At 71.0% G+C, this 21,080-nt stretch carries 21 protein-coding genes; 12 read left to right on the forward strand and 9 right to left on the reverse strand.

The features are described from left to right. Positions 1–15 precede the first annotated feature (15 nt). The 9 genes from mshA (at position 16) to rlmB (ending at position 9,914) form a co-directional block, all read left to right on the forward strand. Positions 16–1,278, forward strand: coding sequence for a D-inositol-3-phosphate glycosyltransferase (mshA, locus tag GIS00_RS19605; RefSeq protein ID WP_154770110.1), 1,263 nt, complete (start codon positions 16–18; stop codon positions 1,276–1,278). Beyond that, positions 1,275–1,841 (forward strand): type III secretion system chaperone family protein, encoded by a 567-nt coding sequence (locus GIS00_RS19610; RefSeq protein WP_154770111.1) that lies wholly within the window; start codon positions 1,275–1,277, stop codon positions 1,839–1,841. The genes mshA and GIS00_RS19610 overlap by 4 nt, the downstream gene beginning before the upstream one ends. Positions 1,842–2,231: 390 nt before the next feature. After that, positions 2,232–3,260, forward strand: coding sequence for a DUF4349 domain-containing protein (locus GIS00_RS19615; protein ID WP_154770112.1), 1,029 nt, complete (start codon positions 2,232–2,234; stop codon positions 3,258–3,260). Between the two features lie 54 nt (positions 3,261–3,314). Beyond that, on the forward strand, positions 3,315–4,058 hold the full coding sequence (locus GIS00_RS19620) for a phosphoglyceromutase (RefSeq protein WP_230313808.1): 744 nt from the start codon (positions 3,315–3,317) through the stop codon (positions 4,056–4,058). Between the two features lie 123 nt (positions 4,059–4,181). Beyond that, complete coding sequence (locus GIS00_RS19625) at positions 4,182–5,420, forward strand: sensor histidine kinase (RefSeq protein WP_230313809.1); 1,239 nt, start codon at positions 4,182–4,184, stop codon at positions 5,418–5,420. Next, a complete protein-coding gene (locus GIS00_RS19630; protein WP_322098175.1) occupies positions 5,417–6,097 on the forward strand; it encodes a response regulator transcription factor in 681 nt (226 codons plus the stop codon). The genes GIS00_RS19625 and GIS00_RS19630 overlap by 4 nt, the downstream gene beginning before the upstream one ends. A gap of 398 nt (positions 6,098–6,495) precedes the next feature. Continuing rightward, positions 6,496–7,326, forward strand: a complete 831-nt coding sequence (locus tag GIS00_RS19635; protein WP_154770114.1) for a sugar phosphate isomerase/epimerase family protein — start codon at positions 6,496–6,498, stop codon at positions 7,324–7,326. A gap of 47 nt (positions 7,327–7,373) precedes the next feature. Next, positions 7,374–8,762 (forward strand): cysteine--tRNA ligase, encoded by a 1,389-nt coding sequence (cysS, locus tag GIS00_RS19640; RefSeq protein WP_322098176.1) that lies wholly within the window; start codon positions 7,374–7,376, stop codon positions 8,760–8,762. A 165-nt stretch (positions 8,763–8,927) separates the two neighbouring features. Continuing rightward, entirely contained in the window at positions 8,928–9,914 is a 987-nt protein-coding gene (gene rlmB, locus GIS00_RS19645; RefSeq protein ID WP_154770115.1) for a 23S rRNA (guanosine(2251)-2'-O)-methyltransferase RlmB, read from the forward strand. Positions 9,915–9,931: 17 nt separating this feature from the next. On the opposite strand, the gene GIS00_RS19650 is transcribed toward rlmB, so the two are convergent. After that, positions 9,932–10,660 carry a tyrosine-protein phosphatase gene (locus tag GIS00_RS19650; RefSeq protein WP_154770116.1) on the reverse strand — a complete coding sequence of 243 codons (729 nt, stop codon included), beginning with the start codon at positions 10,658–10,660 and terminating at the stop codon, positions 9,932–9,934. 189 nt (positions 10,661–10,849) lie between these two features. Here GIS00_RS19650 and GIS00_RS19655 point away from each other — a divergent pair, with 189 nt between their 5' ends. After that, positions 10,850–11,821: a metal ABC transporter ATP-binding protein gene (locus tag GIS00_RS19655; protein WP_154770117.1), complete on the forward strand. Its 972-nt coding sequence runs from the start codon at positions 10,850–10,852 to the stop codon at positions 11,819–11,821. Then, positions 11,818–12,684 (forward strand): metal ABC transporter permease, encoded by an 867-nt coding sequence (locus tag GIS00_RS19660; protein ID WP_154770118.1) that lies wholly within the window; start codon positions 11,818–11,820, stop codon positions 12,682–12,684. Before GIS00_RS19655 ends, GIS00_RS19660 begins: the two co-directional genes overlap by 4 nt. 108 nt (positions 12,685–12,792) lie before the next feature. On the opposite strand, the gene GIS00_RS19665 is transcribed toward GIS00_RS19660, so the two are convergent. From GIS00_RS19665 to GIS00_RS19685, 5 genes are all read right to left on the reverse strand, one after another. Then, positions 12,793–14,718: a TerD family protein gene (locus GIS00_RS19665; protein ID WP_322098197.1), complete on the reverse strand. Its 1,926-nt coding sequence runs from the start codon at positions 14,716–14,718 to the stop codon at positions 12,793–12,795. Positions 14,719–15,013: 295 nt separating this feature from the next. Then, the gene (locus GIS00_RS19670) at positions 15,014–15,499 is read right to left on the reverse strand and encodes a DUF1453 domain-containing protein (protein WP_154770120.1); all 486 of its coding nucleotides are present in this window, start codon (positions 15,497–15,499) and stop codon (positions 15,014–15,016) included. A gap of 114 nt (positions 15,500–15,613) precedes the next feature. After that, complete coding sequence (locus GIS00_RS19675) at positions 15,614–16,282, reverse strand: winged helix-turn-helix transcriptional regulator (RefSeq protein ID WP_154770121.1); 669 nt, start codon at positions 16,280–16,282, stop codon at positions 15,614–15,616. Further along, positions 16,279–16,845: a dihydrofolate reductase family protein gene (locus GIS00_RS19680; protein WP_154770122.1), complete on the reverse strand. Its 567-nt coding sequence runs from the start codon at positions 16,843–16,845 to the stop codon at positions 16,279–16,281. Before GIS00_RS19680 ends, GIS00_RS19675 begins: the two co-directional genes overlap by 4 nt. Beyond that, complete coding sequence (locus GIS00_RS19685) at positions 16,842–17,669, reverse strand: alpha/beta fold hydrolase (protein WP_196073368.1); 828 nt, start codon at positions 17,667–17,669, stop codon at positions 16,842–16,844. The genes GIS00_RS19680 and GIS00_RS19685 overlap by 4 nt, the downstream gene beginning before the upstream one ends. Before the next feature lie 274 nt (positions 17,670–17,943). On the opposite strand from GIS00_RS19685, the gene GIS00_RS19690 reads away from it, so the two are divergent. Then, positions 17,944–18,852, forward strand: coding sequence for a helix-turn-helix transcriptional regulator (locus tag GIS00_RS19690; protein ID WP_154770124.1), 909 nt, complete (start codon positions 17,944–17,946; stop codon positions 18,850–18,852). Between the two features lie 102 nt (positions 18,853–18,954). On the opposite strand, the gene GIS00_RS19695 is transcribed toward GIS00_RS19690, so the two are convergent. From GIS00_RS19695 to GIS00_RS19705, 3 genes are read right to left on the reverse strand one after another with little or no spacing between them, the layout of a single operon-like run. Then, positions 18,955–20,217 (reverse strand): MFS transporter, encoded by a 1,263-nt coding sequence (locus GIS00_RS19695; protein WP_154770125.1) that lies wholly within the window; start codon positions 20,215–20,217, stop codon positions 18,955–18,957. Positions 20,218–20,233: 16 nt separating this feature from the next. Then, positions 20,234–20,560, reverse strand: coding sequence for a carboxymuconolactone decarboxylase family protein (locus GIS00_RS19700; RefSeq protein WP_154770126.1), 327 nt, complete (start codon positions 20,558–20,560; stop codon positions 20,234–20,236). Further along, on the reverse strand, positions 20,557–20,967 hold the full coding sequence (locus tag GIS00_RS19705; protein ID WP_154770127.1) for a (R)-mandelonitrile lyase: 411 nt from the start codon (positions 20,965–20,967) through the stop codon (positions 20,557–20,559). The genes GIS00_RS19700 and GIS00_RS19705 overlap by 4 nt, the downstream gene beginning before the upstream one ends. Positions 20,968–21,080 lie beyond the last annotated feature (113 nt).

A 21,080-nucleotide genomic window follows, 5' to 3' on the forward strand; every position in this document is an offset into this window, starting at 1 on the left:
GGGTACCGTGCGGGCATGGGAGTTCCGCAGGTGCGCCGGCTGGCCGTGGTCAGCCTGCACACCTCACCGCTGGCCCAGCCGGGTACCGGCGACGCCGGCGGGATGAACGTCTATGTCGCGCAGACCGCCCGCCGGCTGGCGCAGCGCGGTATCGAGGTGGAGATCTTCACCCGGGCCACCTCCTCCGGGCAGCTGCCGGTGGAGCCGGCCTGGCCCGGGGTCACCGTGCGGCACGTCATCGCCGGGCCGTTCGAGGGCCTGGACAAGGAGGACCTGCCCGGTCAACTGTGCTCCTTCACCGCGGGCGCACTGCGTGCCGAGGCCCGGCAGGAGCCCGGCTTCTACGACCTCGTGCACTCCCACTACTGGCTGTCCGGCCAGGTCGGCTACCTGCTGCGGGACCGGTGGGGGGTGCCGCTCGTGCACTCCGCGCACACCCTGGCCAAGGTCAAGAACATTGCGCTCGCGGCCGGCGACGCGCCGGAGCCGAAGGGCCGGCTGATCGGCGAGGAGCAGGTGGTCGTCGAGGCCGACCGGCTGATCGCCAACACCGACGTCGAGGCCACGCAGCTGATGGAGCTGTACGGGGCGGCGCCGGAGAAGGTCGACGTGGTGGCGCCCGGGGTGGACACCGACGTGTTCTCGCCGGGTGACCGGCTGGCCGCCAGGGCCGAGCTCGGCATCGGCGCCGACGAACTGGTGCTGGCCTTCGCCGGCCGGATCCAGCCGCTCAAGGCCCCGGACGTGCTGGTCCGGGCTGCTGCGGTGCTGGCCCACCGGCACCCGGACCGGCGGTGGCGGGTGGTGATCGTGGGTGGTGTGTCCGGCACGGGACGGCAGGCGCCGCACGGACTCTCGGAGCTCGCCGCGGACCTCGGCATCACCGGGCTGATGGACCTGCGGGCACCGGCGGCGCCGGAACGGCTGGCCCAGGTGTTCCGCGCGGCCGACGTGGTCGCGGTGCCGAGCTACAACGAGTCCTTCGGGCTGGTGGCGCTGGAGGCGCAGGCCTGCGGCGCCCCGGTGGTCGCCGCCGCGGTCGGCGGGCTGCCGGTGGCGGTGCGGGACCGGATGACCGGCCTGTTGGTCCGCGGGCACGACATCGACGACTGGGCCGATGCTCTCGAATCCGTGGCATTGGATCCCGTGCTGCGGGAACGCTTGTCGGCAGCGGCGCCGGCACACGCCGCACGTTTCTCCTGGGAGGTCACCGTGGACGGTCTGCTCGAGTCGTATCGGTCGGCACTGGCCGGCACGCCCGCGGTGGTGGGGCGATGACGGACAACGGTGCGGCTTCCAACGGGCACGCGGGGAGTTCTGCGGTGTCGGGGGCGTCCGGGTCGGTGTCGTCGGGGAAGGTGGACGGCGCGGCGGTCGAGGCGGCGCTGACCGCGCTGGAGGTGGATTTCCGGGCCGAGGGCGACGACGCGTTCCTGGTGACGCTGCCGGGCGAGCGGCGGTACCGGACGCTGGTCTGGGTCATCGTCGGCACCCATGAGCTGCTGATCGAGTCGTTCGTCTGCCGCCGGCCGGACGAGAACGCTGACGGGGTGCACAGTTTCCTGCTGCGCCGCAACACCCGGCTGCGCACCGTCGCCTATGCGTTGGACGCCGACGGCGACATCCACCTGGTCGGCCGGCTGGGCCTGTCCGCGATGACCCCGCAGACGCTGGAGGCCGAACTGGACACCGTGCTCGGGGTGCTGCTGAGCACCGCCGACGAGGACTTCAACCAGATCCTGGAGCGCGGGTTCGCCGAAGCCATCCGCCGTGAGTGGGCCTGGCGCACCTCCCGTGGCCAGTCGGTCAAGAACCTCGAGGCCTTCCGCCACCTGGTCTGAGCTTGTCGGCCCACCCGCCCGGAGCTGTGGGGACCACTGAGGCGCTTCGATCCGCGCCGTCGCACCGCGCTTTCCGCGGCGGAACGGCACGGATCGGGTCGCTCCCGCCGGACCAACCACCGCGTGGGGGGTTCCGGATCACCGTCGCGCTTCGATTGGCGCCGTCGGGCCGCGGTGTCCGCGGCTGAACGGCACCGATGGGAACCCGAACCGAACCCCGACCGCCGACACCTTGCCGCCCGACGCCACCGGCTGCTCGGCACCGCGGATCGTGACCGGACCGTGATCCCGCCCGTGCATCCCGCGATCACGGTGTTTCCGTCCTGCCCTCGATGCGGGTGAACGCCGGCCCGCTGCCGGGTGTGTCGGGACAGGGCAGGAGACATCAGGATGGGGATCTTCGTCAGGCGGGCCGTGGCCGCGTCGGGGTTGTTGCTGGTGGCGGTGCTGGGGGTGGGCTGCACGACCGGGTCCGACAGCTCGGCGGGCGCTGCGACCTCCGCGGCACCGCAGGCCCGGGACGCCGCCACGGCGGCCGGTGGCGCGACGTCCGCGGCGAGCTCCGCCGCGGCCTCTGCGGAGAGCGATTCCGGCAGCTCCGCGTCAGGCGGTGGGGGCGGGGCCGGGGCGCCGGAGCCGGTGGTGCCGGTCGACGACCGGCAGGTGATCCGGACCGCGTCGGTCACGGTGGGGATCGACGTGAAGACCACCGGCAACGGTGCGACGGCCGACAACGAGGCGCTGACCACCGCGCTCGACGAAGCCGGCCTGAAGGTGCGGGCGCTGGCCGGGTCCACCGGGTACGTCTCGGCGTCGGACAGCAAGGGGAAGGTCAGCACCTACACGCTGCGGATCCCGGCCGACGGCTACGAGTCGGTGATGACCTCGCTGGCCGACATCGGTGCGATCACCGCCCGGCAGGAGAAGGCCGAGGACGTCACCTCGCAGATGATCGACATCGACAGCCGTCTCGAGACGATGGAGGCCAGCGTCGTCCGGGTGCGCGCGCTGCTCACCGAGGCCACCGCGCTCAAGGACGTGGTGGCCCTGGAGGCCGAGCTCTCCAAGCGCGAGGGCGAACTGGAATCCCTGCAGCGGCAACTGGCCTCGCTGTCCGGGCAGGTCGGCCTGTCCACCATCACGGTGGTGCTGCAGGGCCGGATCGTCGGCGTCCCGGCGGCCGCCGCCCCGCCGCCGCCCCCGGCCGAATCGACCGGGTTCACCAGTGGCCTGTCCGACGGGTGGACGGCGTTCAAGTCGTTCGCCAAGGTCTGCCTGGCGATCCTCGGCGCGGTGCTGCCGTTCATCCCGGTGGTGCTGGTCCTTGCGGTCATCGCCCTGCTGGTGCGCCGCCGGATGAAGCGGCCGATCGCCGGTCCGCCGGCAGTGGTCAGCGCCCCCGTCGATCCCAAGGACTGAGGTGTCCGCACCGGCCCGGCGGGGACGTCGGGCCGGTGCGGCATCATGTCCCCCATGACCTCGACGCTGATCCTGCTCCGCCACGGCGAGAGCACCTGGAACTCGCTGAACCTGTTCACCGGCTGGGTGGACGTGCCGCTGTCGGAGAAGGGCCAGGGCGAGGCGGTCCACGGCGGCGAGCTGCTGAAGGAGAACGGCCTGCTGCCGGACGTCGTGCACACCTCCCTGCTGCGCCGGGCGATCACCACCGCCAACCTGGCGCTGGACGCGGCCGACCGGCACTGGATCCCGGTCCGGCGCACCTGGCGGCTCAACGAGCGGCACTACGGCGATCTGCAGGGCAAGGACAAGAAGCAGACCCTGGCGGAGTACGGCGAGGCGCAGTTCCAACTGTGGCGCCGGTCCTACGACACCCCGCCGCCGCCGATCTCGGAGGCCAACGAGTACTCGCAGGCCGGTGACCCGCGGTACGCGGATCTGGGCACCGATGCCCCGGTCACCGAGTGCCTGGCCGATGTCGTCGTGCGGCTGGAGCCGTACCTGCGCGGGCCGATCGCCGACGACCTGGCCGCCGGCCGCACCGTGCTGGTCGCCGCGCACGGCAACTCGCTGCGCGCCGTGGTCAAGCTGCTCGACGGGATCAGCGACGAGGGCATCGCCGCCGTCAACATCCCCACCGGCCAGCCGCTGCGCTACGACCTCGACGAGAACCTCAAGCCGGTGATCGCCGGCGGCACCTACCTGGACCCTGAGGCGGCCGCCGCCGCAGCTGCCGCGGTGGCCAACCAGGGACGCTGACCCCGGTAGGCCGTCCGTGGTGAACGGCGGGTGAACGCCGGGCGGTCCCGGGGCGTCGATCTGACCAATCCGCGGGCCGCAGGGCCGCCGATGGTCCGATGACCCCGTCCGCATCGTCCTACCATGCGTGACGTGTCCTGGATCGGCGTGACCGTTGCCCTGCTGGGCGGCGTCGTGATCGGTCTGCTGCTCTCCGCGATGTGGCGCCGGTGGTGGATCCCGGTCGCCGACAGCGCCGCCCGGATCACCCCGCCGCCGCTGGTCGAGCGCCGCGCCCTCGATGTCGCGACGGTCGGTTACGCGGTGCTCGACGAGGCCGGGCACGTCCTGTACGCCAACGAGCGGGCCGACGAGCTCGGGCTGGTGCGCGCCGGGCTGATCGACCGGCGGATCGGCGAGGCGGTGTCCCGGGCGGTGGTGCACACCGATCCGGTGGACGTCGAGCTGGGGCCGCAGGAACTGCCGCCGGACCTGATCGGGCCGCGCCGGAACCCGATGTCCGTGCAGGCCGTTCTCCGGTCGATGGGTGACGGGCTGGTGCTGGTCTCGGCCTCCGACGAGACCGAGACGCTGCGGCTGGAGGCGGTCCGCCGCGACTTCGTGGCCAACGTGTCCCACGAGCTGAAGACCCCGGTGGCGGCGATCTCGCTGCTCGCCGAGGCGGTCACCGATGCCGCCGACGACCCGGAGTCGGTCGAGCGGTTCTCCCAGCGGTTGGTGCACGAGTCGAACCGGCTGTCGGTGCTGGTCAACGAGCTGATCGTGCTGTCGCGGCTGCAGGGTGCCGACCCGCTGCCGGACCTGAGCGTGGTCGAGGCGGACGCGGTGATCGCCGAGGCGGTGGCCCGGACCGCGACCCTGGCCGAGTCGGCCGGCATCGACCTGGTCACCGGCGAGAAGACCGGGCTGCTGGTGATGGGTGATCGCCCGATGCTGCTGACCGCGCTGACCAACCTGATGAGCAACGCCGTGCACTACTCGCCGGCCGGCACCTCGGTGTCGATCAGTTGCGTGCTGCGCGAGACGGTCGTCGAGATATCGGTGACCGACCGCGGGATCGGCATCGCCCCGGAGCACCAGCAGCGGGTGTTCGAGCGCTTCTTCCGGGTCGACCAGGCCCGGTCCAGGGCGACCGGCGGCACCGGTCTCGGGCTGGCGATCGTCAAACACGTGGCGGCCAACCACGGCGGCGAGGCCCGGGTCTGGTCCAAGCCCGGTCTGGGCTCGACCTTCACCCTCCGGCTGCCGCAGTACCGCCCGGCCCCGCCGGTCGAGTCGTCCACCCCACCTGCCGGTCGCCCCGGCACCGAACGTCCGACCGGCGCGCCGCGCCGGCATGCGTCCAGCAGAGGAGTCCAGTGACCAGGGTCTTGATCGTCGAGGACGAGGAGTCGATGGCGGATCCGCTCGCCTTCCTGCTCCGCAAGGAGGGTTTCACCACCTCCATCGCGCCCACCGGGACCGAGGCGTTGGCCGAGTTCGACCGCAACGGCGCCGACATCGTGCTGCTCGACCTGATGCTGCCCGGGATGAGCGGGACCGAGGTGTGCCGGCAGCTGCGGGTGCGCAGCTCGGTGCCGGTGATCATGCTGACCGCGCGGGACTCCGAGATCGACAAGGTGGTCGGGCTGGAGCTCGGCGCCGACGACTACCTGACCAAGCCGTACTCCACCCGCGAGCTCGTCGCCCGGATCCGGGCGGTGCTGCGGCGCGGTGCCGAGCCGGAGGAGCCCATCGAGTCGGTGCTGGCCGCCGGGCCGGTCCGGATGGACGTCGAGCGGCACGTCGTGACCGTGCACGGTGACCAGGTCGCCATGCCGCTCAAGGAGTTCGACCTCCTCGAGTACCTGATGCGCAACGCCGGCCGGGTGCTCACCCGCGGCCAGCTCATCGACCGGGTCTGGGGTAGCGACTACGTCGGCGACACCAAGACCCTGGACGTCCACGTCAAGCGGCTCCGCGCCAAGATCGAGCCCGATCCCGCCGCCCCCCGCCACCTGCTCACCGTGCGCGGGTTGGGGTACAAGCTCGAAGCCTGATTCCTCGGCGTTTCCTTGCCTCCTGTGCCGGCCTGGTCGGCCGGCGGTCGTTCCAGCGGGAACGTCGGCAGGTCGGCCGGCGATCGCGAGGTGGCGCAGTTCCACGGCTGCCTGGACGGCGGTGACCGGGGCGGTGGTCGGGCGCTGCTGCCGGGTACCGGTGGCGGATCGGGGACCTTTTCCGCTGCGGGCCGAGGGTTTCGGTCCCGAATTCGGACGTGGCGGCGGATTTCGGCCCGTGCCGCTGACGCAGTGAAAGGTCCGATCTGCCGAAAGGAGGTCACCCGCCATAGGCGCGGTCGGCTTCTGACGTTCCAGCGGGAACATCGCACCCCGCCCGCACCACCCCGGTCGCCGATCACCCTCCCGGTAACCTGGTCACAGGTGGAAGGAGCGGCATGACGATCCCGGTGGGGCTGTCGACCGCCGCTGTCTACCCGGAGACGCTGCCCACCGCGTTCCGGCTCGCCGCCGAGGCCGGGTACGACGGCGTCGAGGTGCTGGTGCAGACCGAGATCGCGAGCCAGAGTGCCGACGCGCTGCAGGATCTCGTGCAACGACACGGTGTCCCGGTGCTGTCCGTGCACTCGCCGTGCCTGCTGATCACGTCCGCGGTGTGGTCGACGGATCCGCTGGTGAAACTGACCCGGTCGATCGACCTGGCGGAGGCGGTCGGGGCCACCGCGGTCGTCGTGCACCCGCCGTTCGTCTGGCAGCGGGCGGCGACCCTGCGGTTCACCGAGGCGGTGGCGGAGCTGCAGGCCCGCACGGAGGTGCGGATCGCAGTGGAGAACATGTTCCCGGTGAAGATCGCCGGCAGCCTGGTCAACAGCTACCGCCCGCACTGGGACCCGATCCCGGCCGGCCACCGGTACTTCACGCTGGACCTCTCGCACACCGCGACCTCGCAGTCCGACGCCCTCGACATGCTGCGCCGGATGGGGACCGGGCTCGCGCACCTGCACCTGACCGACGGGTCCGGCTCGTCCAAGGACGAGCACCTGGTGCCCGGTCGCGGCAACCAGCCGTGCGCGGAGGTGCTGCGCACCCTGGTCGACTCCGGGTTCGACGGGTCGGTGGTGGTGGAGATCTCCACCCGCACCGGGTCCGCCGACCAACGGGTGATCGACCTGGCGGAGTCGCTGGCCTTCGCCCGCCACCACCTCTCGTCGGCACCGACCGCCCTCGCCGCGGACCCGGCCCCCGACCGCGATCCCGACCGGCCCTGACCAGGCCGTTGCCCCGCGGCCCGGAGATGTGCCCGTAACATGCTCCCGTGAGCCTGCACCTCTACGACACGGGAACCCGCAGCGTGCGGCCGTTCACGCCGCTGATCGAGGGCAAGGTCGGCCTGTACAACTGCGGCGCCACGGTGCAGTGGCTGCCACACATCGGACACCTGCGCGGCGCCGGCATCGTCTACGACGTGCTGCGGCGCTGGCTGCAGTACTCGGGGTTCGAGGTCATCCACGTCCGGAACGTCACCGACATCGACGACAAGATCCTGGTCAAGGCGGCCGAGGCCGGCCGGCCCTGGTGGGAGTGGGCGACCACCTACGAGCGGGCCTTCTCCGAGGCCTACGACCTGCTCGGGTGCCTGCGTCCGTCGGTGGAACCCCGTGCCACCGGCCACATCCCGCAGATCCTGGCGATGACCGCCGAGCTGATCGAGAACGGCAAGGCCTATGCCGCTGCCGGTGACGTGTACTTCGCCGTCCGCGAGCAGGCCGACTACGGATCGCTGTCCGGCCAGCGGATCGACGAGATGGTGCAGGGCGAGACGTCCGGCTCCGGGAAGAAGGACCCGGCCGACTTCACCATCTGGAAGGCCGCGAAACCCGGTGAGCCGTACTGGGACTCGCCGTGGGGACCGGGACGTCCGGGCTGGCACATCGAGTGCTCGGCGATGGCCCGCACCTATCTCGGTCCGGAGTTCGACATCCACGGCGGGGGACTGGATCTCATCTTCCCGCACCACGAGAACGAAGCCGCCCAGTCGCACGGCGCGGGGGATCCGTTCGCCCGCTTCTGGTTGCACTCGCACTGGGTGACGATGGCCGGCGAGAAGATGTCGAAGTCGCTGGGCAACACGTTGTCGGTCACCGCGATCACCGAGCGGGTGCCGGCGATCGCCCTGCGGTACTACCTGCTCAGCGTGCACTACCGCTCCAGCATCGAGTACTCGCCGGAGGCGCTCGACGACGCGGCGAAGGCCTTCGCCCGGGTCGAGGGATTCCTGCGGCGGGTCGCCGAACGGTCCGGTGCCGAGCCGGTCGCCGGAGCCGTGCCGGAGGCATTCGCCACCGCGATGGACGACGACCTGTCGGTGCCGCGGGCGCTGGCCGTGGTGCACGACGCGGTCCGGGCCGGGAATGTCGCACTGGACGCCGGTGATCACACCACCGCCACCGCGGAGGCCGGTGCGGTGCGCGGCATGCTTGCCGTCCTGGGGATCGACCCGTTCGCGCCCAACTGGAACACCGGCGGCGGGGACGATCGGCTGCGGGCGGCCACGGACGTGCTGGTCAAGCACCTGCTCGACTCCCGGGCGCAGGCCCGCGCCGCCCGCGACTTCGCGACCGCCGATGCTATCCGCGATCAGCTGTCTGCGGCCGGCATCGTCGTCGAGGACACCCCGGACGGACCGGTCTGGTCCGTCGGCTGACCTGATCGACTGCGCCGCAACGGCTTCCGGCCGCCGTCCGATCCCGGACCGTGACGTGCGGGAACTGCTCCCACATTCTGGGAGAATGGTCGGCCGGAGGGTGCCCGCACGGGCACCGTTGAGCCCGGCCTGAGCCGCCGGGGAGGATCACAGGAGGCACCGGACATGGCCGGCAACTCGCAGCGGCGCGGTGCCGTGCGCAAGACGGGCAGCAAGAAGGGCATGGCCGTCGGTTCCGGCGGCCAGGCGCGGCGCGCACTGCGCGGCAAGGGCCCGACCCCGTCGGCGGAGGAGCGCAAGGGCCACCCCGCGGCCCGGCGTGCGGCGTCCGCGGCCAAGCGTGCCGACGCCCCGCGCACCGGTCCGGGGTCGACCGCGCGCGGCGTGCAGAAGCACAAGGACCTGCCGGAGACCGTGGTCGGCCGCAATCCCGTGGTGGAGGCGCTGCGGGCCGGCGTGCCGGCGACCGCGCTCTACGTGGCCACCGGCCAGGCACCGGACGAGCGCGTCGCGGAGGCCGTCGCCGCCGTCGCCGAGAAGAAGATCGCCCTGATGGAGGTCTCCCGGCAGGAGCTGGACCGGATCACCGGCGGCGCGATCCACCAGGGACTGGCGCTGCAGGTGCCGCCCTACGACTACGCCCACCCGTCCGACCTGCTCGCCCGCGCCGCCGATTCCGGTCGCGCGCCGCTGCTGGTTGCCGTGGACGGGGTGACCGACCCGCGGAACCTCGGTGCGATCGTGCGCAGTGCCGCAGCCTTCGGCGCGCACGGCGTGGTGATCCCGGAGCGGCGGTCGGCGAGCATGACCGCCTCCGCTTGGCGCACCTCCGCCGGCACCGCCGCCCGGATCCGGGTGGCCCGCTGCACCAACCTGGTCCGCACGCTCAAGGAGTACGCGGCCGAGGGCCTGATGATCGCCGGTCTGGACGCCGACGGCACCGTCGACACCGACACCTTCGAGCTGGCGACCAGCCCGCTGGTGATCGTGGTCGGGTCCGAGGGGCGCGGGCTGAGCCGGCTCACCCGCACCGTCTGCGACGTCACCGTCTCGATCCCGATGGCCCGCACCGTCGAGTCCCTCAACGCCTCCGTAGCCACCGGTGTGGTGCTGGCGGAGGTCGCCCGCCGCCGCCGGTCCGCATCCGCCTGATCCCTGCCCCCGCAGCTCTACGAGGTCAGGACCTGTGCCACCCGGCCGAGGGTGGCGGCGTCACTGCCCTGGGCCAGCACGGCCCGCCCACCGCCGACCTGGTCGAGATGGGCGAGCAGGCGGCGGATCGCCGGTTCCGGCGCGGTGTGCAGACCCGGCGGCAGCACGGTCGGGTCGACGGTCTCCGCCCCGTGGGACGTGCTCGACAGCTGCGCCAGGATGTCGTCGGCCGCGTCGTTGGTGCGCAGGTAGTCGCTGACGATCGCCTCGCGCGGCACACCGATGAGGTCGAGCAGCAGCGCCACCGCGGTGCCGGTCCGGTCCTTGCCGGCAGCGCAGTGCAGCAGCACCGGTTCCCCGGCGGCCACCGCATCGGTGATCTCCGCCAGCCCGGCGATCGCATGCTCGGCGATCGCCACGTAGAAGCCGCCGAGGTAGTCCTCGACGCTCACCTCGCCGCGGAACAGGTGGCCCCAGCCGGGCAGATCGGCACCGGCCGCCATCACCTGCTGTGCGAGCGGCACGTTGATCACCCGGACCCCGCGACCGTCCAGTGGCTCCCAGTCCGGCGGGACCACCTCGCCCGGGGTCCGCAGGTCGATGATCGTCCGGATCCCGGAGTCCACCACCAGGTCCACCTCCGCCGGGCGCAGGTGGAAGGGCTGTGCGGAGCGGAAGAGCCGCCCCGCGGTCAACGGTGTGGTGCCCGGGACGGAGGCGACGTCCCGGAAGTTCAGCAGTGCCATCTCGACCCCGACGTCCTTCCCGGTTGATCCCCCGCGCGGGCGGCCGGACCTGGAATCGGGGTACGGCCGCCCGGCCAGTGGATCACGGGCACGGAACCGCACCCGCGGCGGGTACGGGCGAGGGCTGGGATCAGGTGCACCCTGGGCGCCCGGCCACGGCGGTACGACCTGGCCCGCGACGGCAGTAGGATGAGAACAGTTATCGACAAGACGGAAGGCAGTATCGTGCCGCGCTCCACCGCACCGGCCGCCCCACCCGGCGGGCCCGGTCCGGCGACCGCGCCCGTCGTGGAGCTGTCGCACGCCGCGCTGAGCTTCGGCGACCGGGTGCTCTGGTCGGACCTGGACCTGAGTATCCCCGCCGGCCAGTTCGTCGCCGTGCTCGGTGCCAACGGCGCCGGCAAGACCTCCCTGCTCAAGGTGCTGCTCGGCGAGCTGCCGCTGTCCGGCGGGACCGCCCGGATCGCGGGGCGGCCGGTCCGCCGTGGCAACGACCGCATCGGGTATGTGCCGCAACGGGTCGGTATCGACGGCGCGGCCATGGTGAAGGCGCGGGACGTGGTGCGGCTGGGTCGGGACGGTCATCGCTGGGGACCGTCGTTCCAGATCGGCCGGGCTCGCCGCGAGACCCGTTCCGCGGTCGACGATCTCCTCGAGTCCGTCGGTGCCTCCGCTTTCGCCGATGCCCCGGTCGGGATGCTCTCCGGCGGCGAGCTGCAGCGCGTGCGGATCGCGGAGGCACTGGCCGGGGACCCGGACCTGTTGATCCTCGACGAACCGCTGGCCGCGCTGGACCTGGCTCGGCAGCACGAGGTCGCCGAGCTGATGGACCGCAGGCGGCGGGACCACGGCACGTCGGTGATCTTCGTGACGCACGAGATCAACGCTGTCATCGACCATGTCGACCAGATCCTCTACCTGGCCGGCGGGCGTTTCCGGATCGGCCCGGTGGCCGAGGTGATGACCTCGCAGAGTTTGTCCGAGCTGTACGGGGCGCCGGTGGACGTCATCGACGCCCACGGTCGGCTGGTCGTGGTGGCGGCGAACGACATGACCGCCGGCATGCACCAGTCGGTGGACGACCACTTCCCGCACGACCCCGACGTGCACGACCACGGCGCGCACCACCCGGCCGATCATGAGGGCTGGAGACTGCGATGAGCGACCTGCTGGACCGGCTGTTCGACTTCAGCAACTACGGCGAACTGCTGGCGCTGGTGCACAATTCGCTGATCGCCGGGGCGGTGCTCGGCCTGGTGGGTGGCCTCATCGGCGTTTTCGTGATGATGCGCGACCTCACCTTCGCCGTCCACGGCATCAGCGAGCTGTCCTTCGCCGGCGCCTCGCTGGCGTTGCTGCTCGGGATCAACGTGGTGGCCGGCTCCGTGGCCGGATCGCTGATCGCCGCGCTGATCTTCGGCATCCTGGGAGTCCGTGCGCGCGAACGGTCCTCGGTGATCGGCGTGCTGATGCCGTTCGGTCTGGGCCTGGGCGTGTTGTTCCTGTCGCTCTACAAGGGCCGGGCGTCCAACAAGTTCGGGTTGCTCACCGGGCAGATCGTGGCCGTCGACGACCCGCAGGTGGTCTGGCTGTCGGTGATCAGCGCGGTCGTGCTGATCGTGCTGGCCATCATCTGGCGGCCGCTGATGTTCGCCACCGTCGATCCCGAGATCGCTGCCGCCCGCGGTGTTCCGGTGCGCGGGCTGTCAGCGGTGTTCACGGTGATCCTCGGCCTGACCGTCGCGATGTCCGTACAGATCGTCGGGGCGCTGCTGGTGCTGGCGCTGCTGGTGACACCGGCCGCCGCCGCGATGCGGGTCACCGCCTCCGCGCTCTGGGTGCCGGTGCTGTCGATGCTCTTCGCCCTCACCTCGATCGTCGGCGGCATCCTCCTCGCCGTCGGGGCGAGCGTCCCGATCAGCCCCTACGTCACCACCATCTCGTTCCTGATCTACGTGGTCTGCCGACTCGTCGGGCGGCGCCGCACCAAGCAGGGCTGGAACCGCCGCCCCGTCACCGTCTGACCTCACTGCGTCCTGCAACCCGTGAGCTATTGCTCACTGGTTGCAGGACCTCTCGGCGTGAAACACCTTTGTGCTCCGGATTTGTCGGTGTGCCCGGCGGGGTGACCGTCACTCCGCGAGCGGGAGGTCGTCCTCCGGATCGAGCTGAGGTGCGGGCGGGACCCAGGGGCGCACCGTCTCGACGACGGCGATGTAGAAGTCGTCGAGCGCGGAGGACACCGACTCGGTGAAGCTCCCCTTCGCCCCGGATCGCTTGCTGCCCAGCGGAGCCGACACGACGACCTTGAAGTGGTGCGGTTCGAGGTCCTTCTCGGGCAGCAGGACCGAGCTGTTCTCCCGCACGGTCGACAGCTTCTCCCGGCACACATCGGGCCGTGGCGTGAAATGCGATTCCACGACCGCTTTGTCGGGAGCCTCTTTCAACTGCTTCGTCAGCCAGCCGACACGTCTCGCCGGTGTTCCTTCCTGCGGAGCTGCGACGTCGACGGAGGTTCTGACGGTGTTGGTCCGGAGATCGGCGACGAGGTGGATGGGACCGGCGGCGCCGGGAACCTTGTAGGTCGCGCTCAGCACGCCGTCGGTGGCCAATTGTTCGAGGTTCTCGCCGCGGCGGAGGAGTATGTCGCTGACATGGCTGCGCGGCAGCACCTGCTTGACGGGAACCCCCAGACGGGCCGTGAGTCCGAGGCCCAGTTGCCTGGTGAGCTTGAACCAGCTGTCCATGACCTGCCCGGCCTTCTTGTCGGCCGGTGTGAGCGTGCCCGCGACCACCTCGTCGCGGACCTCCACCCAGCCGGGTCCCATGTCGTGGAAGGCGAGAGCACCCGACCGGGGATGTTCCAGGTAGCGGAGGAGTTCGGCGGCGACCCACACCTGCATCTGGTCCGGGAAGCTGTGATGCGACAGCAGCATCCGGAGCTCATGCATGATCTCCGACCACGAGATGTGGATGAGCTGGACTTTCTTCGTCACCTTCGCCGGAATGTCGACGGGGTGGGTTCCGGCGTCGGTGGCGACGTCGTTGGAGATGGTGATGACGGCGTCGAAGCCTTTCCTGTTCGCGACCTGGAGGTAGGCCTCCAGCTGTTCGCGACGCAGGACGCCGGCGCCGGTCTTGACCTCGACCAGTGCGGTCCATGACTTCTGACCGCGGGCGATCCGGATGGCTGCGTCCGGGATGACCTTCCGATCCCCGATGGTGAAGGGGACTTCGAGGAATGTCTCCGTCGCACCGACCGGAGCGCCCGCTCGTGCGGTCAGACTGCGTGCCAGCGGCTTGATCGCGCCGAGGGTCCACATCAGCGCCGATGTCGCACGTTTCTCCTGCTCGTCCGCCCCGCCGATGCCGGCGATCGAGAACAACCTCGACGACTGCCAGGAAGGGTCGAGGCCGAGAACGGAGTGCGGGGGCAGGATCTTCTTCGCCGGTTTCGCCTTCACCTGAACTCTGCGAGGTGGGGCGGGAACGACCTGTGGGGGTGGCACGGACTCTTGTGCGGCCGGGACACCTTCAGGCTCGCCCGGTTCCTCCGTTACTTCGATGTCTGCGTCGACGGGCTCCCCGTCCGATCCGTCGGAATCCGGCGCCTCATCGATGTTGATCCCGAAGTCGGTGGCCAGGCCGGCGAGGCCCGATTCCCATCCCTGGCCGACGGCACGGATCTTCCAGGCACCGGAGCGGCGGTAGATCTCCGCGAGCAGCAATGCGCGCTCGGTGGTCAGACCCGTCATCTCGTAGCTGTAGAGCACCGCACCGTCGGTGTCGACGATCGACAGTCGGGACGACGACAGGTCGCCGAAGGATCCGCTGTCGATACTCGCTGCTACGGCAACACAGTCCACGTCCTCCTGCAGGACGTCCAGGTCGATGACCAGGTCGTCGGTGCCGTTGGTGTCACCGAGGGATTTGGCGGCGTGGACCACTGCACCGTCGGCTGACGAACCTTGGTTGTAGAACACAAGATCGGCATCGGAACGCACACGATGATCCGTGCCGAGCAGCAGTCCGACGACATCGAGGTCGATCGGGGAAATCGGCGAAGGACCATTCGAGTCGGACCTTCAACCGGAGCAGTTCTGCGGGCAGCGGGACGTTCTGACCTTTGGACAGCAGTACCGGATCCACCCCTGCAGCATAAGGACGCCGTTTCGTTCGGCGCTCGCAGGTGGGCCCTCGACGTCCTCGCCCGACCCCGCAGCCTCCTGCACCCCGTGAGCTATTGCTCACTCGTTGCAGGACCTCCAGGGCGCGAAACACGTTGTGCGTCCGTGGAAGTGGCCGCTATGACGGCCAACTTCCACGGACGCTACGGGGTGCTCCGGTGGGTGTTCAGAGGCTGTGGGCGAGCTGGCGGGCTCCGGTGTGCAGGGCCTGGGCACGGTTGAAGACGATCTGGGCCTGGACGGCGATCATGATGGCGATCATGAAGAGGATCTCGCCGAAGCCGGCGCCGTCGTCGATGTGCAGGAAGTAGGCCAGGGTGCCGAGGGCGAACTTGGCGGCGACGAGGGCGAGGAACAGGGCGATGGTCAGGGCGGTGCCCTTGCGCATGGTCTTGCCGTCTTCGGTGATCCAGATCTTGGTGTAGTGGCCGCGGGCCAGGCCGACGAGGGCGGAGAGGGCGAAGCCACCGATGAGCAGGGCGGCGGCGCCGGTGGTGTGGGGCATCGCGAAGCCTCCGACTGCGAGGCCGACGGCGGCGTAGATGATGGCCATCTTGAAGCGGCCGGAGGCGGTGACCTCGGTGATGACGGTCTGCTTGTAGATGGCCCAGCCGGTGAGGGCGAGCAGGGCGATGAGTTCGATGGGGGACATGGTGTGCTCCTGGTGGGTGTCCGTCCGGGGGCGGTCCCTCGGGCTGTTGACACCTACTTTCCAACGGTTGCACCTACGCAACATCCGCCAACATACGTAGATCCGGGTGCCGGATCAGCGCACCACCCGGGGCAGTTCCAGCGGGATCCGGAACAAGGCCGCGAACTCCTCGAGCAGGGCGGGATCCCCCTCCATCCGGACGTCCGGCAGCGCGGCGTACTCCGCTGCTGAGTACTCGCCGGCGATGAAGGCCCGGAAGTGCTCGCCCGCGGACACCCGCAGGTCCGGGTGATCCGCAGGCCCGGTCGCCACTTCGATGACGTCGCGACACACGGTGGCATGCGCGACCAGGTCACCCTCGAAGACCTCGAACACCGTCGGCGCCTCCGGCCCGGCGTGCAGACGACCGGAGAAGCTGGTGCGGAGCATGGTCGCCAGGCCGGCGACGGTGACGATCTCGCCCTCCACCGGCTCGTCCATCCGCGTCGCTCCCCAGCGCCCCAGTGCGGTGATCACCGGTTCGAGTTCGCGACCCCACTCGGTCAGCTCGTACCGGATTCCGCGTTCCCCGCCGATGACCCGCCGCACCACTCCGGCGTCCTCCAACTCGCGGAGGCGGCTGGTGAGCTGGTTGGTGGGCATGCCCGGGAATCCGGCCAGCAGTTCGGTGAACCGGGCCGGGCCGAGCAGCAGATCGCGGACCAGCGGCAACGACCAGCGGCCGCCGAGCAGGTCGGCGCCACGGGTCAGGCCGCAGAACTGGCCGTAGGTCCGCGTCGTCATCGCCGGCGCGACCGGAAGTAGCTGAGCCTGCGGACCCCGCTCGATGTCTCCGCCACAGTCATGCCCGAGTCGAGCCGGAGCGGTTCGCCCGTCCAGTTGTCGAACAGTCGCCGGCCTCTGCCGACCACCACCGGATGCACCAGCAGCTGCAGGTCGTTCAGCAGACGGGCCTGCAGCAGCCCCACCACGAGATCGATGCTGCCGGCGACGGTGATCGGCTCACCCGCACCGGCCGTCAGTTCCCGCACGACCCCGGCGAGATCCCCACGTGGGCGCAGGATCCGGCTGTTCTCCCAGTCCGCCTTCTCGAGAGTGTCCGACACAACGACCTTCTCCATGCTGTTCAGGTGCTTCGCCAGCGGCACGGAGTCGTCGCGCAGCGGCCAGGAGGCTGCGAAGTTCTCGTAGGTCCGGCGCCCCAGGAGCAGCGTCGAGGCGTCCTCCTGCTCGTCGTTCACGAGCTCGAGCAGCTCGTCGTCGACGAACGGGAAATGCCACTCCTCGGGCGACTCGACGACGCCGTCCAGGCTGATGAACAGCTGGGCGGTGAGGTAGCGGGTCATCGAGCGGTCCGGGCGACGAAGGCGGCGATCGGGCCGGCGACGGTCGCCGGCTGCAGCTGGTGATCGGCGCCGGGCAGCAGCTCCAGCTCGCCGGCCGGCAGGACCGCGGCAAGAGCCTGCGCAGCGCTGTGCACGAACGGCCAGGACTCCGCGCCGGCCAGCACCAGCACCGGAACCGGCACCGCGGCGTAGCGCGCCAGCGGCGACGCGGAGCCGCGCATCGTGTCGCGCATGATCCGGCCGTCGTAGGCCAGGGTGTGCGCCACCGGCTCGACGAGCGGCCACCAGGGTCCCTCGGCGATGCCCTCGACCATCTCGGCCGGCATGCCGACACCCTCGAGGCTGAACTGCTTGAAGGCGTCCAGGCGGCGACCGGCGGCGATGTGGGCGTCGATCCGCTGCACGTAGTCGGCGGGCACCGACGGGCGGCCCGCGTCGACGACGAACGGCGGCTCGTACGCGATCACCCCGCGGACCGGGACGCCGGCCAGGGCCGCCTCCAGCGCGAGCACGGCGCCGGAGGACTCGCCGAGCAGCCAGGCGCCCTCGGGTGCGAGGTCGACGATCGCTGCGATGTCCTCGATCTCGCGCTCCACGGCGTACGGCAGGGTGTCGCCGCTCTCCCCGCGACCACGGCGGTCGTAGCTGATGGTGCGCAGGCCGGTGGCGTCGGCGAGATCGCCTGCGGTGTTCAGGATCCCGCGGTACGCAGTGGCGCCGTGCACGCCGATCACGGTCGGCGCCCCGGCCGGACCGTGGGTCTCGAGGGCGATGGCGGTGCCGTCGGTGGAGGTGACGGTGCTGGTGATCTGTGCGGTGGTCATCGTGCTGTCTCCTTCTCGCGGTGGCTGCTGCTGACACCACTGACGATGCACTATTTGAAGTGAACTTGCAATAGTGAAGCAAAGATAGATCCGACGAGTTGGTCGACACCCCTGAGAGATGTCCCCCGCAGACCGCTGCACCACCCCTTCGCACCGACAAGGACACGGCGGCAGTCCATGTCGTGAATGCCCGGTTCCGGCCGCCGTGGCGACCGTACTGGGGTGCACCGACAGGGCACCCCTCGTGCACGGGATCGCGCCTACCCTTGACGCCATGGACAACCGTGCCGAGGTCCGTGAGTTCCTCGTCTCCCGGCGCGCGAAGGTGACCCCGCAGTCCGCCGGTCTGCCGGTCGCCGGCAACCGGAGGGTGGCAGGACTGCGTCGCAGCGAGGTGGCGTCCCTTGCCGGGGTCAGCGTGGAGTACTACGCGCGCCTGGAGCGCGGTGCGATCGGCGGCGCCTCCGCATCGGTGCTGGATGCCGTCGCGCGCGCGTTGCAGCTGAACGACACCGAGCAGGCCCACCTCCTGGACCTGGCCAGGGCCGCGGACGGGATCCCGACCTCCGGCCGGCAGCGGCGGCGGGCGACCCGTCAGTCGGCGGCGCGGCCGAGCCTGCAGTGGGCGCTGGACGCGGTCACCGATGGTGTCGCGTTCATCCGGGATCCGCATCACGACATGCTCGCGATGAACGCGCTGGCCCGGGCCTTCTACTCGCCGATGATCGGGACCGGCGGCCGCACACCGAATCTCGCACGGTTCCAGTTCCTGGACCCGGCCTCGCGGGAGTTCTACCCGGACTGGGACCTGTTCGCCGAGATGTGCGTCGCGGTCATGCGCGCCGAGGCCGGCCGGGATCCGCACGACAAGGGGCTGCAGGACCTGGTGGGCGAGTTGTCGACCCGCAGCGAGGTCTTCCGTCGCCTCTGGGCGGTGCACGACGTGCGCGCGCACGGGACCGGCACGAAGAGGTTCCGGCATCCGGTGGTCGGCGAGCTGGTGCTCTCCTACGAGGGTTTCACCGTGACCGCGGAGCCCGGCGCGGTGATGATGATCTACTCGGCGGAGCCGGGATCGGCCTCGGCCGAGCGACTGCGGCTGCTGGCGTCCTGGGGCGCCACCCAGCAGGCCGAGAACGCCGTACTGCAGGACACCGTCGACGGCAGTGCGACCAGGGGCTGACCCTCCCGCACCCCGCACACCTCTGACCACTCCCGCACCACGGCCGTGGACGGCAGGAGGCCGCGACCCGAAATGACGCCGCCGGATCCGGCGGAGGTCGGATCAGCGGGTGGACGTCTGCTCGGCCGCGACGGGCTGCGTCACCGGCGCGGCGGCCGGGTCGGTCCGCCGCAGGAACACGCCGGTGATGGCCACCGCGATCACGGCGAGACCCAGGAAGCCGTAGAGGATCTGGGAGATCTCGAACACCCCGGCCAGCCGCCCGGCGATGAGACCCGGGACGGCGGCGCCGGAGTAGGCGATCAGGTAGACGGTGGAGATGACGCCGGCCCGGTCGCCGATCGCGGTCGGTCCGAGCAACCGGCGCAGTCCGGCGGTGAACGCCATCGACTGCGCGACGCCGGCCACCACGCTGACGGCGAGGAACCAGGCCACCGATCCGGCATGCAGCGACACCAGGATGCCGACCACAGCGAGCAGGTACACCCCGATGCCGACCGCCTGCGCGGTGCGGGCCGGCATCCGGGTGGCGAGCGGTCCGCCGATCACCGCCGGGCCGTTGAAGGCCGAGAACACCGCCGCCGCAACGAGTGTGTTGTGCGATCCGAGCCCGTCCGCGGCCAGCACCGGGCCGAACGCCTGGTAGAAGCCGCCGAGCGCCCAGGTCGCGACGGCCACCGCCGCCACCACCGGCACCAACGGCCGGACCTGCACCGGGACGAACACCCGGGGCCGCAGCGAGCGCCAGGCCCCGGGCCTGCGGGGCACGGTGTCCGGACACAGGGCCATCAGGACGGCAGCGACGAGCAGCACCACGCCGACCGCGATCGCCCCGGCGTGCTCCGACGGCCCGTACTGGGCGAGGGCTCCGGTGAGCAGCGAGCCCACCGTCAGCCCGACCATCGCACCGCTCCCGGCCACCGCCGGCCCGAGCCGGTCACCGGGTGGCGCGGCATCGACCAGGTAGGAGCCCATCGCCCCGGGGGCGAGACCGCAGGCCAGCCCGGCCAGGATCCGGCCGACGAGCAGGCTGCCGAAGCCCTGCACGTCGAGCAGGACGACCGTGCCGGCCATCGCGAGCAGCATGGCCGCGATGATGACGACCTTGCGGCCGAGGTGGTCGGAGAGCCGGCCGAGGGCGACGAGCGCGGTCATCGCGCCCAGGAAGTAGGCGACCGTGGCCAGCGAGAGCTCCCCGGTGGTGACCAGTCCACGCTCCCGGTAGCGCTGGAAGAGCGCGACCGGAGCGCCGGACGCGGCGAACACGCCCAGGAATCCGGCCGCGGCCAGCGCGCGACCGGTGCGCAGCGACAGCCGCGAGGGCCGGGTCGGGGTGATGGTGGCGGCGGTGGTGTCCGTTGTCATTCCGGAACAGGCCGGATCAGGCCGGATCGGCGAAGACCTGCTTCGCCACCGCCATTGCGGACATCGCCTTCGGCCAGCCGGCGTAGAACGCGAGATGCGTGATGCCCTCGATCAACTCGGCCTCGGTGACGCCGTTGTCCTTCGCGAACTGCAGGTGGAAGGTCAGCTGCTCGGTGTTCCCGGACGTCAGCAGGGCGGCGACGGTGAGCAGGCTGCGGTCGCGCTTGGCCAGCTCCGGGCGCTCCCACACCTCCCCGAAGAGCACGTCGTCGGTGAGGTGGACGAGGCCGGGGGCGAAGTCGCCGAACATGCGCTGCGCGCCCGACGGTGCAGGCTCGGTCATGCTCTTGCACCGCCGTTGTACTCGGCCTCGGTGATGTGTTCCTTCCACGACGTCGTCGTGGCCGGGTCGTCGGCCTGCTCGAGCAGCGCGATGTGCTCCATGAACCCGTCGGGAGTGGCGGCGTGCCAATGATCCTCTCCGGGCGGGGTGTAGAGCGTCTGGCCGGCGTGCACCTCGATCACCGTGCCGTCCCGTCCGCCGAACCGGGCGATCCCGGCGGTGACGTGCAGGTACTGGCCCCGGGCGTGCGAGTGCCAGGCGGTGCGGGCGCCGGGGGCGAAACGCACCAGGGCGGCGGTCGTCCGCTGGTCGTCGGTGTGCGGGGCGACGATCGCCTCCACCCACACGTCGCCGGCGAACTGCTCCGGTGGGTTCTTGACCGCGGGGCGGCGGGGTTCGATGTTCATGCTGTGCTCCTTCTCGTGCGTGCCCCACGCTAGGCACCGGCGGATCACCCTGCCAGGCACTGGCAGGGCACCCTTCGCGAGGGTAATGACCCGCCTCCACGTGCACTCCGCCG

Source organism: Nakamurella alba, from assembly GCF_009707545.1.
Lineage (GTDB): Bacteria > Actinomycetota > Actinomycetes > Mycobacteriales > Nakamurellaceae > Nakamurella > Nakamurella alba.

Excerpts from the sequence above, each read along its gene's own strand:
- mshA (WP_154770110.1), top strand. The coding sequence starts at position 16 with ATGGGAGTTCCGCAGGTGCGCCGGCTGGCCGTGGTCAGCCTGCACACC.
- GIS00_RS19610 (WP_154770111.1), top strand. The coding sequence starts at position 1,275 with ATGACGGACAACGGTGCGGCTTCCAACGGGCACGCGGGGAGTTCTGCG.
- GIS00_RS19615 (WP_154770112.1), top strand. The coding sequence starts at position 2,232 with ATGGGGATCTTCGTCAGGCGGGCCGTGGCCGCGTCGGGGTTGTTGCTG.
- GIS00_RS19620 (WP_230313808.1), top strand. The coding sequence starts at position 3,315 with ATGACCTCGACGCTGATCCTGCTCCGCCACGGCGAGAGCACCTGGAAC.
- GIS00_RS19625 (WP_230313809.1), top strand. The coding sequence starts at position 4,182 with ATGCGTGACGTGTCCTGGATCGGCGTGACCGTTGCCCTGCTGGGCGGC.
- GIS00_RS19635 (WP_154770114.1), top strand. The coding sequence starts at position 6,496 with ATGACGATCCCGGTGGGGCTGTCGACCGCCGCTGTCTACCCGGAGACG.
- rlmB (WP_154770115.1), top strand. The coding sequence starts at position 8,928 with ATGGCCGGCAACTCGCAGCGGCGCGGTGCCGTGCGCAAGACGGGCAGC.
- GIS00_RS19650 (WP_154770116.1), bottom strand. The coding sequence starts at position 10,660 with ATGGCACTGCTGAACTTCCGGGACGTCGCCTCCGTCCCGGGCACCACA.
- GIS00_RS19655 (WP_154770117.1), top strand. The coding sequence starts at position 10,850 with ATGAGAACAGTTATCGACAAGACGGAAGGCAGTATCGTGCCGCGCTCC.
- GIS00_RS19660 (WP_154770118.1), top strand. The coding sequence starts at position 11,818 with ATGAGCGACCTGCTGGACCGGCTGTTCGACTTCAGCAACTACGGCGAA.
- GIS00_RS19670 (WP_154770120.1), bottom strand. The coding sequence starts at position 15,499 with ATGTCCCCCATCGAACTCATCGCCCTGCTCGCCCTCACCGGCTGGGCC.
- GIS00_RS19675 (WP_154770121.1), bottom strand. The coding sequence starts at position 16,282 with ATGACGACGCGGACCTACGGCCAGTTCTGCGGCCTGACCCGTGGCGCC.
- GIS00_RS19680 (WP_154770122.1), bottom strand. The coding sequence starts at position 16,845 with ATGACCCGCTACCTCACCGCCCAGCTGTTCATCAGCCTGGACGGCGTC.
- GIS00_RS19685 (WP_196073368.1), bottom strand. The coding sequence starts at position 17,669 with ATGACCACCGCACAGATCACCAGCACCGTCACCTCCACCGACGGCACC.
- GIS00_RS19690 (WP_154770124.1), top strand. The coding sequence starts at position 17,944 with ATGGACAACCGTGCCGAGGTCCGTGAGTTCCTCGTCTCCCGGCGCGCG.
- GIS00_RS19695 (WP_154770125.1), bottom strand. The coding sequence starts at position 20,217 with ATGACAACGGACACCACCGCCGCCACCATCACCCCGACCCGGCCCTCG.
- GIS00_RS19700 (WP_154770126.1), bottom strand. The coding sequence starts at position 20,560 with ATGACCGAGCCTGCACCGTCGGGCGCGCAGCGCATGTTCGGCGACTTC.
- GIS00_RS19705 (WP_154770127.1), bottom strand. The coding sequence starts at position 20,967 with ATGAACATCGAACCCCGCCGCCCCGCGGTCAAGAACCCACCGGAGCAG.